The organism is Aeribacillus sp. FSL K6-2848 (assembly GCF_038004325.1).
Taxonomy (GTDB): Bacteria; Bacillota; Bacilli; order Bacillales; family Aeribacillaceae; genus Aeribacillus; species Aeribacillus composti.
Map to the genome: position 1 here is coordinate 4,010,799 of NZ_JBBOQQ010000001.1, position 16,143 is coordinate 4,026,941.

The 16,143-nt window shown below is 35.1% G+C and carries 13 protein-coding genes and 1 pseudogene; 1 reads left to right on the plus strand and 13 read right to left on the minus strand.

Annotated elements, in window-relative coordinates:
- The first annotated feature begins 366 nt into the window (after positions 1-366).
- A complete protein-coding gene (locus NSS70_RS19205) occupies positions 367-1,905 on the plus strand; it encodes an amidase (RefSeq protein ID WP_340882316.1) in 1,539 nt (512 codons plus the stop codon).
- Between the two features lie 180 nt (positions 1,906-2,085).
- Here the strand turns inward: NSS70_RS19205 and NSS70_RS19210 are convergent, their stop codons facing one another.
- The 13 genes and pseudogenes from NSS70_RS19210 to NSS70_RS19265 all read right to left on the minus strand — a co-directional run bounded on the left by NSS70_RS19210 (position 2,086) and on the right by NSS70_RS19265 (position 16,120).
- Positions 2,086-2,406: a DUF6932 family protein gene (locus tag NSS70_RS19210; protein WP_340882318.1), complete on the minus strand. Its 321-nt coding sequence runs from the start codon at positions 2,404-2,406 to the stop codon at positions 2,086-2,088.
- Between the two features lie 319 nt (positions 2,407-2,725).
- On the minus strand, positions 2,726-3,697 hold the full coding sequence (gene galE, locus NSS70_RS19215; RefSeq protein WP_340882321.1) for a UDP-glucose 4-epimerase GalE: 972 nt from the start codon (positions 3,695-3,697) through the stop codon (positions 2,726-2,728).
- 290 nt (positions 3,698-3,987) lie between these two features.
- Entirely contained in the window at positions 3,988-5,361 is a 1,374-nt protein-coding gene (locus tag NSS70_RS19220; RefSeq protein ID WP_340882324.1) for a sugar phosphate nucleotidyltransferase, read from the minus strand.
- Positions 5,362-5,381: 20 nt separating this feature from the next.
- A complete protein-coding gene (locus NSS70_RS19225; protein WP_340882327.1) occupies positions 5,382-6,509 on the minus strand; it encodes a glycosyltransferase family 4 protein in 1,128 nt (375 codons plus the stop codon).
- A 47-nt stretch (positions 6,510-6,556) separates the two neighbouring features.
- Entirely contained in the window at positions 6,557-7,906 is a 1,350-nt protein-coding gene (locus NSS70_RS19230) for a UDP-glucose dehydrogenase family protein (protein ID WP_340882330.1), read from the minus strand.
- Positions 7,907-7,978: 72 nt separating this feature from the next.
- On the minus strand, positions 7,979-9,424 hold the full coding sequence (locus NSS70_RS19235; protein WP_340882332.1) for an oligosaccharide flippase family protein: 1,446 nt from the start codon (positions 9,422-9,424) through the stop codon (positions 7,979-7,981).
- Between the two features lie 34 nt (positions 9,425-9,458).
- Entirely contained in the window at positions 9,459-10,484 is a 1,026-nt protein-coding gene (locus NSS70_RS19240; RefSeq protein ID WP_340882334.1) for a glycosyltransferase, read from the minus strand.
- Between the two features lie 38 nt (positions 10,485-10,522).
- Positions 10,523-11,641 (minus strand): glycosyltransferase, encoded by a 1,119-nt coding sequence (locus NSS70_RS19245; protein ID WP_340882337.1) that lies wholly within the window; start codon positions 11,639-11,641, stop codon positions 10,523-10,525.
- Between the two features lie 271 nt (positions 11,642-11,912).
- Complete coding sequence (locus tag NSS70_RS20965; protein ID WP_445290592.1) at positions 11,913-12,029, minus strand: transposase; 117 nt, start codon at positions 12,027-12,029, stop codon at positions 11,913-11,915.
- Between the two features lie 141 nt (positions 12,030-12,170).
- Positions 12,171-12,803, minus strand: a complete 633-nt coding sequence (locus NSS70_RS19250) for an IS110 family transposase (protein WP_340882340.1) — start codon at positions 12,801-12,803, stop codon at positions 12,171-12,173.
- Between the two features lie 193 nt (positions 12,804-12,996).
- A pseudogene (locus NSS70_RS19255) lies at positions 12,997-13,887 on the minus strand (transposase).
- A gap of 167 nt (positions 13,888-14,054) precedes the next feature.
- Positions 14,055-15,353: an O-antigen ligase family protein gene (locus NSS70_RS19260; protein WP_340882343.1), complete on the minus strand. Its 1,299-nt coding sequence runs from the start codon at positions 15,351-15,353 to the stop codon at positions 14,055-14,057.
- Between the two features lie 92 nt (positions 15,354-15,445).
- Positions 15,446-16,120 (minus strand): sugar transferase, encoded by a 675-nt coding sequence (locus NSS70_RS19265; protein WP_445290604.1) that lies wholly within the window; start codon positions 16,118-16,120, stop codon positions 15,446-15,448.
- Positions 16,121-16,143: the final 23 nt, after the last annotated feature.

Sequence of the window (16,143 nt, forward strand, 5' to 3'; positions counted from 1 at the left end):
GTAATCCCCCTTGAGTTGATCGATTCCTTCTAGGGTTTTTTTACCCATTTTAGTAATACCCCCAATTTGCCCTAAAATGAATTTAGCCTCCCGTTGAAATGATTTGTAGGAGGTTGTTATATTGACCTATGTTTCATCTAATTAAAATTAAGGCAGGGTTTACTGATTTTAAACGTTCGGGTTATTGGATTGCCAACGCCAAACATTAGCACACATTTCTTGATTTTTCAAATTTTTATGTAAGATGATCTGCCAAGTTAATACAGTGAGTTTTATATATGTAATAAAATTAAGTCAATCCAAATAATAGGATTTTAAATTTGTATTAGGGAATATAAAAATAAAAACAAAGAGGTGTTATTACAATTGGAAAAAAGTACTTTATTAAAATCTGTTGGCGAAGGTTTCCGATTTGAAGAAGTGACTGTAGACGAACTCATAGCCGGTTACAAAAATCGTGAATACACAGTTCAAGAGGTTGTTCAATCCTATTTAAATAGAATTGAACAATTTGAAAAAATTTATAACGCATTCACCTTCATGAACCCTAATGCTTTGGAAGACGCGAAAGAAATGGATCGTCTGTATGAAGAAAGAGCTGAACTTGGACCACTGGCAGGGATTCCAATTGTTATAAAAGAAGCGGTGGATATGGCAGGATATCCATCGACATTTGGCTGGACACCTTTTTGTAAAAAAGCAGGCGGGATCGAATTAATGCCAACAAAGGATGCCCCGGTTGTAACAAGACTTAAAGAAGCGGGAGCGATTATTCTTGGTAAGACTAATATTCCTGCTTTTAGTTGTGCCTATAATGCAAACAATAGCTGGGACGGTCCGACATATAACGCAGTAAATCGGTCGATTTCACCAGGCGGAAGCAGCAGTGGTACGGCGACTGCTGTATCAGGAAACTTAGCTGTGCTGGGCGTCGCCGAAGAAACGGCCGGATCCATTCAAGTTCCTGCAGCAGCTCAAGCCTTAGTTGGAATTAAAACTTCCTTCGGATTAATCCCAACAACTGGGGTGACACCTCTTGCCGGCAGTACCCGGGATGTCTTGGGACCGCACGCTCGTACTGTCCAAGACGCTGCAATTATGCTGAGTGTGATGGCTGGGTATTCAAAAGAAGATCCTAAAACAATTGCTGCAATCGGGAATATTCCTAAAGAAGGCTACACTGCTTTTCTTAAAAAAAATTATCTAAAAGGCAAACGAGTCGGCTTGTACGGACCGGGATGGCGTACACAGGAACTCTCTGATGAAACGAAAAAGCTTTATGCTTCTGCCATTGAAATACTAAAAGCACAAGGTGCAGAGGTAGTTGAAGATCCGTTTGCCGGGACAGGGCTCGCTGAGTATGTTTCATCCAAAAATACTTTCTTAGGAATGGAAACATTTTTTTATGACCTTGAAAAGTACCTAAAAAATCTGAATCCAGAGGATAAAACCCTTTCCATTAAAACTGTATTCGACAAAGCGGGGGCGGTCCCATGGACAGAAGATGGACCACTTGCTTTAGTTTCGGATTTTGTCAATGAAGAGAAAGCTATGGCAGATCATAGTGTTTTACCAGATTTGACAGAATTCAATGAAGTGAAAGGTGAATTGCTCCGAATTATCTATCAAGTGATTGAGGACCAACAGCTTGACGGATTTGTCTATCCTCAAATGCCGACTGCAATTCCAAACATCCAAGAGGAAAATATACAATCAACAACAATATCAGAAATAAATATCAGCGGTTTACCATTGATCACAGTTCCAGCTGGCTATTACGAAAACGGATCCCCGTTCGCCCTAGCCTTCTTCGGAAAAATGTGGAGCGAAGCCGCACTAATTGGAATGGCCTACGCTTACGAACAAGCCACAAAACACAGAAAGGCTCCTACATTAATCAGGTAAAAACAGGCGAATCATCTATATAATCCAGATGATTCGCCTGCTTTCTTTATTAAATAAAACGCAGATATAATTGAATACCTCAAAGCAGTCTCTTTTTCAGCAATCAAAACCGTCCCTTCATCCTCCTATGTTAGCCTAACACCGAACAATTGTATTTATAAAATAAGACTCTCTGAAACTTTATTTGAATCTAGATATCTGATCAATATAGATGCCTAGTGCTTCTGATACTTCTTTAGATTCTATATCTTCCGGTCGATAAAAAACGACCAAATCAATATCGTTAGGATTCAGCTTCGTTGTTAGAAAGCTACCATCTAACCAAATATATCGAGGTGGTAACATTTTCACCAATTTCCTAATCCATACACCAAACTTTTCATAGATGTCTTGACGCGATTCAGAATGAGGGAAGTTTTGTACAAATTGCTCTTTAAACTCTTTACATGTATATTCATGTATCCCAGGCTTTAGGTTCCCATCCTCCAAAAAATCCTGCACTATTTTTCACTCCCCTTGTCAAAAATAAACCGAATCATTGCTGCTTGTCTTGAATTTTAGCTCATTTAATAAATAAAGACAATTGAATTTTCGTTTCGTCTTGCCATCTCACAGTTCTACCAAACAAAGAACAATATCAAAATATTCACAAAAATACATTTTGCAATCTGGAACATAAACAATGATAAACAAAAACACCTACTATTAACATCGAAAATAAAAATATGATAACTATTAGATACAAAGAGAGTAAATACAGTTCCAAAATAAAAACAAACCCAGCCTCCACTGAAATTGTTTGGCAAGAGGCTGTTGTTGTTTACTTCACATTTCGACTATGCCATTTCCACGCGCTTTCGATGATTTGTTCCAATGAATATTCCGCTTTCCAGCCAAGTTCTTCATAAATTTTTTGCGAGGATGCGACAAGATGCGCCGGGTCGCCCGGACGGCGGTCGGTGTATTCAATGACGGCTTTACGTCCCGTGACTTTTTCACATGTTTCTATCACTTCTTTAACGGAATAACCTAAGCCGTTTCCGAGATTGTAAATGGCAGTTTTCTTTTTACCCGTCAACAATGCTTCCAGCGCTAAAATATGCGCTTTCGCTAAATCGGTGACATGGATATAGTCACGAATGCATGTCCCATCTGGTGTATTATAGTCCGTACCGAAGACAGAAATTTTGTCGCGCTGGCCTAACAAATGCTGTAAAACAATCGGGATTAAATGCGTTTCTGGGTTATGGTCTTCGCCAATTTCTCCCGACTCGTGCGCTCCAGCTGCGTTAAAGTAGCGAAGGACGACATAGTTGAGCCCATACGCAGAAGCAAAATCCGCTAAAATTTGTTCGATCATTAACTTCGAACGGCCGTATGGGTTAATTGGATTTGTTGGGCAATCTTCCGTAATTAATTTGACATTCGGAATCCCATACGTTGCCGCAGTAGACGAAAAAATAAAGTTTTTCACATTATATTTCAACATTGTTTCTAGCAACGTTAATGTAGCAGCAACGTTGTTTTGATAATATTTCAGCGGATTCACCACTGATTCGCCGACTAAGCTGTTCGCCGCAAAATGCATGACAGCTTGAATCGGGTATTTTTCAAAAATCGGTTCAAGATCCGCTTTGTTCCCTAAATCTCCTTGAACAAACACCGCTCGTTCATCAACTAAATAGCGATGACCCGTCGATAAGTTATCAAGCACAATGACTTGCTCTTTTTCAACTAACTCTTTCACAAAATGACTACCGATATAACCGGCTCCGCCAACAACGAGAATCATATACAATCCCCCAATTTAATACGTTAACTATTTGATGGACTATTGTTATGACTGAGTTTTCTAATGCGGAAACAAGTTCTTCTCTCTCTTGTATGGATGCGCCGAATTGGCCAACACTCTCCCGTTTGCTCAGAAGGAATGTCATATCCGTACAAATCCCGCAATTTCGTACCGCACCAGATGCATTCCTAGAAAACAGAGTGCATGAAAATCGATTAAAACCCTTCTTTTTCTTTTACTAACAAAAAAGAAGCTGCTAGAAGAAACACATCCTTCTAGCAGCCAATAAATCATTTACTCGCAGAGAAGCAATTTGCTTCTACTTCTTCCCATGTCATATAAATACGAACAATATCTTCTTCAATTAACTCCGTTCCTGTTTGCACTTCGATAAATTCTAAATCAGTAATCGCTTTAATTCCATGTTTCGCACCGACAGGAATTTCAAGCACATCCCCCGGCTTCACACGGCGAATTTCTCCGTTAAAAGCAAATTCTCCTTCACCTTTAATGATGGTCCACACTTCACTGCGATGATAATGCATTTGATAACTTAAATTTTTCCCTGCTGTAACGCCAATTCGTTTTGTTAATACTTCTCGTCCATCTTCAAACCTTGTATAATCTAATACCCGATACCAGCCCCAGCGGCGTTCTTCATACATTGGACGCTGATCAAAGTCGCTTACAAGTTCTTTAATTTTTGGACTTGCTGCTTTATCAGAAACTAAAATTCCATCCGGACTCACAGCAACAATAGCGTTGGACACTCCTAATACAGTAACTGGAATATCGAGTTCATTAATTAAGTGAGTATTTTCTGAAGCAGCAATAACACCTTTACCGATTTGGTTTGTTGCCATTTCCTCTGTTAACGTGTTCCACGTACCAAGGTCTTTCCAATAGCCATCATATGGCAACACAACAATATGTTCTGTCTTTTCCACGACCTCATAGTCAAAGCTGATTTTCGGCAACTTATCATACTGCTTTAATAGCCCATCATATTGAGTTGGAAATCCCTTTTCTTGCAGCAAAGAAATAATATAGTCGAGTTTAAAAGCAAACACGCTGCAGTTCCAAAGCGCGCCTTGTTTAATTAATTCCGCTGCTTTTTCTTCGCTTGGCTTCTCCGTAAAATGACTTACTCTTAAATAATCACTATCACTAGATTTAGAAGCGGGAACAATATAACCGTACTTCGCAGATGGATACGTTGGCTCGACACCTATTAACGCCAAATCAGCACCACTTGCGAGTACGTTTTTCTCTAAATCTTTCACTCTATCAAAAAAACGGTCCTCTACATACGGATCAACAGGCAATACAGCCACAACTTCATTTAAACTAATGCCTTGAACACTAAATAAATAAACCGATGCTAGAGCAATCGCTGGAAACGTATCGCGCCGCATCGGTTCAATAATAATCGGTACATCTTGACCTAATTGGTTTTGAATCATATCGACTTGGGATTTGCTTGTAGCAATCACGGCGGAATCAGCTAGGTCAACATTTCCTAGCTGTTCCCATACGCGCTGAACCATCGACTGCAGCTCGCCGTTTTGATTTTCTAACACTTTTAAAAATTGTTTCGAACGAGCATCATTTGATAACGGCCAAAGGCGTTTGCCGGAACCTCCAGAGAGTAATACAAGCTTCATCGGAAACCTCCTATTTTTATCTACATATTTTCAAGTTTACTATTCACATAGTCTTCAAATTCTTTTCTAAATCTCTCTGGTGAAAAACGCAACGCATTTTCACGACAGTCTTGATATTGAATATCTCCCGAGATATTCTCAAACAACTGAATAGATTGAACTAACGATGCCACAGTCTGTTCTTCAAAAAATAAACCTGTTGGCTTCTCAGCTTGTCCATATCCTCGAACAGTTTCTAATGCCCCGCCTTTCCCATAGGCAATAACTGGAGTACCACAAGCCTGTGCCTCAACAGGTGTGATTCCGAAATCTTCTTCTGCGGCAAATACAAACGCTTTTGCCCGCTGCATATAGTCTCTTAAAACTTCAAAAGGCTGGTATCCGAGCAACTCCACATTAGAAGCAGCCTTTGCCTTAATTTTATTAAAATCCGGTCCGTCACCTATAACGACTAATTTTTTATCTGGCATTTGTGAAAAAGCTTCAACAATCAAGTCGATCTTCTTGTATGGAACCATTCGAGATGCTGTAAGATAAAAATCTTCTTTTTTATCGTGGAAAGTAAAAGCGGACACATCTACCGGCGGATAGATGACATCCGCTTCTCTTCGATACACTTTCCAAATCCTCCGAGCGATAAACTTTGAATTCGCTACAAAATAATCGACACCATTCGCTGTACGGTAATCCCAATTTCTTATGTAATGAAGGATTGCCTTCGCGATCCAGCCTTTCATTCCGCGTTCTAATCCCGCTTCTTTTAAATATTGATGCTGCAAATCCCATGCGTATCGGATTGGCGAATGAACATAAGAAATATGCAGTTGGTCAGGACCCGTAATCACTCCCTTCGCAACTGCATGAGAACTAGAAATGACAATATCGTACTTTGATACATCCAATTGCTCAATAGCCAACGGCATAAAAGGCAGATAGCTGCGATACTTTTTTCGAGCAAATGGCAACTTTTGAATAAAAGACGTGTGAACATTTTTATTTAAAATAAAATCCCTTTTGTCTTCATCTATAAAATCCACTAAACTAAACAAATCGGCATCAGGGTAAATCATTAGCAACTGCTCCAATACTTTCTCAGCGCCTGCATAGGTGACTAGCCAGTCGTGAATGATTGCTACTTTTGTTGGCATTAAAAAAACTCCTTTTTATTCTTTCCTAACAACTTTGTTACAATTAATTATCGCTTTTGGTTAAAGAGGCAAGTCAGTTTACTACTTCTCCTTAAAATATAAGGTCTTCCAATAGAGTAATAATCTATTGGATACTGTTTCATGTATTCCAAATTAAAACAATTTCTTCCATCAAATACAATTGGTTCTTTCATTAGTTCAACAAATTTATTAGGATCAATAGATTTAATTTGCTCCCATTCTGTTAAAATAAATGCTACATCTACATCTAGTAAAGCTTCTTCAATTGTATCTACAAAGGCGATTTCGTTGGATAAAACTTTCTTAGCATTTTCAATTGCTACTGGATCATATGCCTTAATATAAGCTCCGAATTCAAGAAGCTGTTTTGAAACTACGATAGAAGCAGCTTCACGCATATCATCTGTATTAGGTTTAAAAGCTAATCCTAATAATGCAACTTTTTTCCCTCTCAAGCTACCTAACTCTTCGATTGCTTTTTGAACTAACTTCACCTGCTGTTTATTATTAACATTAATAACCGCTTCTAACAATTCAAATTTATGTTGAACATCCCCGGCTATTTGAACAAGAGCACGTGTATCTTTAGGGAAACAAGATCCACCATATCCAATTCCAGCTTTTAAAAATTGCGAACCAATGCGATTATCTAGCCCCATTCCATAGGCTACATCTTCAATATTCGCACCGACTTTTTCGCAAATATTAGCAATTTCGTTTATAAAACTTATCTTTGTTGCCAAAAAAGCATTTGATGCATATTTAATCATTTCTGCACTTCTTATATCCGTCTTAAAGATAGGGATTCCAAAAGGCTTATTAATTTCCTCAATAATTGAAGCAGCCCTCTCATTTTCAGCACCAATAACAATACGGTCTCCATGAAACGTATCATAAATAGCAGAGCCTTCACGTAAAAATTCAGGATTAGAAACAATATCAAATTGGACTTCTTTCTTTAAACTACTTTTAATCCAATTTTTCACTTTTTCATTTGTACCAACTGGAACAGTACTTTTAGTTACTACTACTATTCCATCTCTTTCAATATGTTCTCCAATATTCTTTGCAACTTGTTCAATGTAAGTTAAATCAGCTGAACCATCTTTCTTCTGTGGTGTTCCAGCAGCAATATAAATCACTTCAGCTTCAGAAATTCCCTGCTTATAACTCGTTGTGAAATGCAATCTTCCAGCTTTTATGTTTTTTCGCATTAATTCATCCAGACCTGGCTCATAAATAGGGGATTGCCCTTTTTTCATTTTCTCGACTTTTTGTTCATCTATATCAATACAAATAACATTGTGACCGATTTCAGATAAAGCTACACCAGTAACTAGACCAACATAACCTGTTCCTACAACTGAAATTTTCAAAGCAATCTCTCCTTGCATTGAATTTCATCTGTTCTAACATTTTTATTTTATTGTTAAAATATCAGTTAAATTTTAAGCATAAACCTTATTTTTGACTAAAACTGTTTTCATTTTATATATAGACCATTTCAATACCTTTCGATTAAATATATACGAAAATATTATATAAAACAAAAATCCAAATAAAATCATAATAAACATTTTAAGAAATGAATTATTTAAATTGACTATAAATAATTTTAATGAAAGCAGTGAGACTAACATTGAGATAGAGCTGATTAAGCTGGGTAGTAAACATTTTAAAATACTCGTTATTTTCAAATCTATACACCTAGATATCTGCAAAATTTTGTAACTATCAATTATTATAGTTTGTGCCACAATGCTTATCGCAACACCTAATAGACCATAGAAAGTTCCAAAAAAAATCATCACACCTAATAAAATGGTAGAATAAATACTTACCTTTAACTCAACGTCCGCTTTACCAATCCCCATTAGAACAGATCCACCTACTGTTCCAACAGAAGTAATTAAGCCAGCTATTAATAGAATTTGCAATATAACTACTGAATCTCTCCAACTTTCTCCATATAAAACTTCAATAAACTCAGGAGCTATACCTAATAAACCTAAACAGATAGGGAAAGTAAAGAATGCTAACTTATTTACCATGTTTAAATATATTAATTTTACTTTATCAAAATCTTTCTGGTAATATGAGATTTCGGGAAAAGCAACTTTTGCTATTGCTCCTGAAATGGCGAACCTAGCAATAACACTCCACTGATACGCCACTGTATAGTATCCTAAGCTTTTAGCACCTAACATTTTCCCTATCAAAAAATAATCTAAATTATTACCCAAAAAATTCATTATTTGTGAGAACATTACTCTTCCGCTATATAAAAACATATCTTTTATTTTTCTTAATTTCGGAATCCCAAACAATCCTTTTTGATTCATAACTAACAGAAGGATTGTTCTAATTAAAGGTCGAAATAAAAATCGAGAAGTAACAGAAATAAGATACATATTGTTAAAAGCCAAAATAACTGAAAAAATACTACTCAAAGATTCAGCTACTAAATCAATAACAGTTAATGTTTTAAATTTTTTATTTCTAACCAAAATGCTTCTGCTTGTCGTTCCAATAGCTCCTATAAACATCCCAGCTGATATATATTTAATTATTGTCTCTACTTCTTTAATCCTATAAAAATCAGCTATAATTCCTGATAACAAATACATAGTACATGAAAGTATAAAAGAGATAACTATATTTAAGAAAAAAACAGTAGAAATATCTTCTCTTTTTAAATTTTTTGTATATATCAAATAACTACCAAAACCTATCTCCTGAAAAACTAAGATAAGGGCAGAAACTGAAGTAGCTATTCCTAAAAAACCAAAGATTTCAGGTGTTAAAAGTCGAGCTAAAATAACTGTCGTCACTATGGAAATTCCTTGTATTCCAATAGTATTAAAAAAAGACCATATTATATTACGGAAAAACATATGATTTCATCACCTTATATAATTTGCCACCCTACTAGTTTTGTATATTTTTATAACATGCAATAGTTTTTTTAGCGATATCTTTCCACTCTAAATTGCTCAATATCTTTTCAAAATTACGAATATCATATTTTAAATTTTGTGCTTTAAGCAGAGCAGCCTTTAGTCCTTCTTTGCTCGAATCATATAATACCGAAGTTTTTTCATCTAAATACTCTTTTAAAAATGGAGTAGCAGGAGAAACTACGACTTTATAAAAAGAAATTCCCAAAATAGCAGAACCAGAAGTAGTAATTTCTTCATACGGTAAAACTAATACATCAGCACAGGAAAGCAAATCTACAATTTCCTCATCTGGAATAAACCTTAAATCTAGTATTATGTTTTTGTTATTAATATTTAAGTTTTTTATAGCTCGCCTCATGTCCTCAGAAGGTTTTCCTGCTACAACAAGATATACATCTTTTTGGGAATTGTATAACTCTTGAAAAGTTTCAATTAAATTAATAACTCCTTTATATGGTCTAATTTGTCCCAGAAATAGGAATACAAAACTACTTTTTGGAATTCCATAAATGCCCCTAAAATCTTTTCCTATACTTTTATAAGCATCTCTATAATGACCATGGGGGATTACTAATATTTTATCTTCTTTAATTTTGAATTCATCTATTACTTTATTTTTTAGGGACTCACTAGCTACTATTAACTTATTACAAAAACTCATAAAAAGCTTACGACTTACTTTTTCTAAAAATTTGAATTTATATTCATGAGGATATAGATTATGAACTGTCCAAACAAGTCTTACATTTTTAAATTTTAAATATAATAATATAAACAGCATTATAGTTAGTTTTATAACCATTAAAAATTTAAAATTTGATTGGTAAATTCCTTGAATCCAATGAAAATGAATAATATCGTTCCTTTTTAATTTAAATAAATTAGCCCAATTAAAATCCAAAACTTCTATTTTTTCTCTTTCTAAAGAAGTAGACAGAAGCTCATTATATTTGTTTTCGGGGCTTTTTTTAGGATACATCCATACTCTTATCATATTTCCCTCCATAATAAAGCATAAGCAAATCAATTAATCTACAATTCCTCTATAATTCTCTCAATTGAAGAAACAGTTTTTTGAATTGTGAACCTGTTAATAAAGGTTTTATATCCATTATATATTAATTCTTCTGTCAAATTTTTATTTGAATACAAATACTCTATGGTTTTTACCAAATCATCTACACTATTGGGTTTATATAGAATACCGTTTTTATTATGTTCAATAATCTCTAGAGGTCCTCCTATGCATGTCGCAATCACAGGTACTTTATTTGCCATTGCCTCAATTATAACTCTTCCAAAAGGCTCTGGCTTTACAGATGCATGTACTAATAAATCTAACTGACTGAGATAGTCCTGAACATTTTCTTTGTAACCTGTGAAAATAATATTAGGATTTTCTTTTGCTAGGAACTTTATATGTTTCTTAAAATCAGCCTCTTTTTCGAACAAAGTATCGCCAATAACCAAGAATTTCATGTTAGGATATTTTTTTACAAGTATGTTGGCAGCTTTAACAAATATATCTTGTCCTTTCCATTTTGCTAATTGACCTATCATTCCAATAAAATAGTCATTTTCTTTTTTTTCAATTATTTCATGTTTACTTCTATTCATTGTAGTACTTAAACCGTTATAAACAATTTCAATGTCAGGATGTGAGAACTGCTCTGAAACAGCTTTAGATATACATATAATTTTCCTTGTAAATTTAGAAAACAAACGAAACAATTTTTTATAAAGACCTTCTTCTAATATGTCTCTAACGTGCCAAATAACAGGTTTATTTGTTATTTTTCCTAACAATACCCCTATAAAATGGGCTTTCATTGAATTTGAATATATAATATCAATCTTTTTTAAATGTGCCAGCATAATCAACTTCAGTAATGGTTTAATAAGAAGAAGAGCATAAATTAACTGAAATAAGCTATTTGTATCTCGATTAAATGAAATAATTTTCTTAGAAAAAGGAATAATATTAACTTCAACTCCTTTAATTTCTGAAGCAGCCTTCGTCAATGGTCCTTCTTCAAAGCAAACAAAGTAAGGTTGAAATTTATCTTTATCAATATATTTTAAAATATCTAGTAAACTTCTTTCAGCACCACCTAATTTGGCTGTATGAGAAAGAAACATTATTTTTTTCATAATTCTCTACCTCTGAAATTAAGTTTGATGATTTATGCTCTCAAAAAAACTGACTCGTTATACTATATAGCTCTCTTCGTTTTAACATGTGATAAATGATGACCGGAATGGAATGCGACACGGCGATCGTGGTTCAGTTTTTTCCTCGACAGGCAATGATTCGGTGGTATTGAGCCTAAAGATACATATGCTTCTGTCGGGTGGCGACCCGAATAGTTTCAACTAAACATGTGCACAACTTCTTGTTCCCTTTTGTCATGTGAGTCGATGTTCACTTCCCGACACTTTCATGTTTCCCTGGAGCCAGACCAGCCCACGAGGCTAAATGCGGGTGGATGGAGACACAGCTCATGGCTGTTCCGATTTCAGCTAGAATTTGTTCGTCCACTGTCTCCCAATGCTGGGGAATGGTGTCCGATGAGCTCTAGGTCCTCCTCAAAAAGGAACATTCGTTCCTTGATTTCTGCATCTAATTGTGCAATTACCTCATCGAGAAAATTAGATATACCGAAATTGTTCAGCTACTTGGTCAATGTAGACAGAAAGAATCGGAGCTTCCGTTCCATCGATCAGCACTTGAATCATTACCCGAAGCCCCGTTGATATCGCAGACAACCAAGGAAAGCTTGATATTCGCTTCCTCAAGAACCTTTTGCATCCGATTCAACTCCCGAGCTCGCTCTTCAATGTGGCTTCGGCGATAGTGAATCAGTTCTCGAAGCTCTCGTTGTTCTCGATTTGGAATATGTCTTGCTTTGATGAGACCGTGTCGCAACAGCTCGGCGATCCATTCCGCATTTTTGATATCCGTCTTCCGAACGGGTACCGTCTTAATGTACTGGGCGTTTACAACCAAATACTTCAGGGGGTACACTGACTTCCAATAAACTCCGGTGGATTCCATCGCCACGTGAGTTACGTTCTTTTGTTTGAGCCAATAGGCCAGCTGAAGGGAATCATCCGTCATCGTGCCAAATATTTGGTCCTTGCCTTCTGAGATCATCGTACAAGCGGTAATCGATTTTTTGTGAACATCCAATCCACAACAACATTCATAAAGAACTTGCACGATAAATCTCTCCTTGCGACCTTGGACAAACAGCTGATGCAGCAATCTCTCATTGGAGCATTCTATCCTGCGTTCTTCGGCAAGGAACGACATTCCATGGTACACCAGGCTGCCATAGGTCGTCTTATATTCAGACTCGAAGTACCAATTTCAGAACGACCTCCTGACCTTAGTTGCAAGGAGGAGATTCGACAAAATTGGTTTTTATCCTTTTCCGATGGTGATACATTTGTAACATGAGCATCTTATATAAATAATCCTTAAATTAAGTGATGGTGTTGCAAAACTAGAGTAAAAACTCGAAGTTATGCATAAGGATGCAACATAACACATGCAGTACATATCGATGAAATCCATACCATCTTGGCTGTTCCAACCCGTCACTCTTTAACTCATTAAATACTCATTCAATCTCACGACGAAGTCCAAACAGCCATTGGCCAAATCTCGTTTTCAAAAAGACAGGAAGAACCCGGCCATAGGCATCTTTTCGTTCCTCGCTATTGCGGCGGTTGATAGGGGAAATGAATAGGATTCCTGACTGCTCTGCTGTTTGACGAACCTTTTCACTGTCATACGCGGCATCACCCAATACAAATTCGATATCCCACTGCTTTAAAGAAACAAGCAATTCTGGTGCTACTGCCGCATCATTTCGATTCGCTGTGGTCAACACATGAGATAAAATGATTCCCTCGGCGGTGGTGCAGAGATGGAGTTTATATCCTTTAAACCAGTGATATCGGGTGGACACTCCCCACTTCGCCTGTGAATCGTAAAAACTGCTTCGAAGGGCCGTGCTGTCGATCAGCACGATTTGCGGATAACGTACTTCTAGATCTTTGAGCAGCTGTGCATGAAAAACAGGAAATCCTTGTTCCCGGAACCACTTCGCCGCACGGGAAAACGTAGAAAGGTGAGGGACTTCACCAAGCCCACAGGCCCGTTGAAAACAGCGAAAACGATGCAGGATGCGCACTAATTTTCGCAAGGAATCAATGGAAAAATAGGTTTTCAAAAAGAAACATTTCAACAACGATTTTTTCGACACCGGCGGTCTTCCTGTCACATACGGTGTTTCCGGCAATGATAGCGAGTCGATATACCGAAATAATGCTTCTAAAATTGGGTCAATTTCATAAGTCCATGCATGTTCGCTGTTCCAATTGGAAATCATAATAGTGTCCACCCCTTGGAGAGTTGTTTTTTTGATCACTGTATATGATTTCCAAGGTGGTGGATTTTTTATGTGCATTTATGCATTCGTTATGCGTTTTGCAACACGTTCTTAAGTAAAAAAGAACTTTTTAAGTTCCTAAATTCGCTATCAAAAGCATTGAATATTCATTTGGAAAATTGATAAATCTTTAAAACTAACCCAATATACAAGGAAACCATCAGCATTACAGATATATATATTATATAAGTATCTACCATTCCATGAATTAAAAGCGCAACTAGGGATACTAGAACTCCTGTAACAAAAGCACCTAAATAATCTGATGATTTTTTCCTACACCTAATAATTATAAATCCAAATACAACTACTCCTATCAAGAAGACTAAACTTCCAATAATCCCAGTTCCCGATAATATATATAGATAAGTATTATGAGGATGAAATGGATTGAAATAAGGAAAATCATTATAAAAAGAATTATAGTAATAATTAAAGTTTCTGAGCCCTATACCGATATAAGGGTGGTTAACAAAAAGATCTCTACTAGCTTCCCACATATCGATTCTAGTAATAGTATTAAAATCATTTTTATCATCTATATCAGTCAACCTTGTAATTATAGTATCAGGCAGAACAAAGAATGATATCACAGAAATAAATAAACCGACTAATGCATACCGAAAAATCTTTATAATATTTCTTTTATATAATATTAGATAGAGGAAAATTGAGATTACTACAGCTAATAAACTCCCCCTACTATCATTAAAAAGTAGTGTAATTATACTTAGTAATAGAAAAAGAAATATCTTTAGATTTTTTTTATATTGTAATAGCACAAATCCTAGTGGAATAATTAAATCTAGAATAAATCCGTATACATTTTTATTTAAGGTTAAATTAGGATATAAAAAACGCAATCCCCAATTTGCAACCAAACATATAATAAAAACTAAAAATAATTTACTGATAAATAATTCAATATCATGTAAATTTTTAAAACTATCAAAAACATAGATAATAAATAAATAAAAAACAAGAACTTCATAGGTTCCTCTAAACGAATTTAAAATTTCATGTGAAAAAAGTGAAGATGAAAACAAAATTAACAAACTGGATAACGCTAATAAATACAAAAACTTCAAGTTTTTATAATTTCTTAAAATAATATCACTTCTTATCCCCATGAATAAAATAAATACAAGTGATAAGATATCAATATTCCTATTAAATTGTATATTTATATTTAACTCAAAAGTATAGAAGTAATTAACGGCAAAAATCAAGATGAACAAATTTCTATTGTACACAAATAGATAAAAAAGAAACATTAGTAATAAAAGAGTAAAAAACGATATCAACAATATTCCATTGGAAGCAACTATCCCCAAAATTGCTCCTAATATTATTATAATAAATATAAACCATTTTTTTTGCTCTATATTCTGATATGCTAAATTCATAAACAACACCCTATATAGTTTTAATAATAACCTTAAAAGAATAGTTAAAATTTCTACTGGCTATTAAATTTGTAAATTTTCATAATCATAAATCAATATGCACCTTTTCTAGTTAAAACAATTTGCAATGTTTTAAAAATAATCCTAATGTCTAAATAAAAAGATTGATTATAAACATAAAAGAGCTCTAAATCTACTCTTTCTGGATAATCTATGTTACTTCTTCCACTTACAGCCCAATATCCAGTCATCCCTGGTTTTATGGAGAGAAATTCATTTACCCTATCACCATACTCTCTTAATTCCTCAACAACAACTGGTCTCGGTCCAACTAAACTCATTTCTCCTTTTAAAACATTAATTAATTGAGGAATTTCATCTAAACTTGTCTTTCTTAAAAAACGTCCTAAATTCGTAATCCGAGGATCTTCATGAGGTTCCAGCTTATAATTATTTTCTACGTATTTTTGATAAAGTTCTTTATCTGCTTTCAGTTTATCCTCTGCTTTAACAATCATGGAGCGAAATTTATAAATATAAAATTTTTTTCCATTTTTCCCTACACGAATTTGTTTGAAGAAAATCGGTCCTTTCGAGTCACCGAATAAATAGAAGATGCTAATAATAAAAAAAAGCGGACTTGTTAAAATAAGTCCAATGATTGCTCCGACAATATCCATTGTTCTTTTTGTAATAGCGTATAGTTTAGATGTATCTTCTAAACTTTGAAAGGAAGTGTATTCTACGCTGTGATTAGAAGCAAACACTTTTTGTACAGAATTCGACTTCG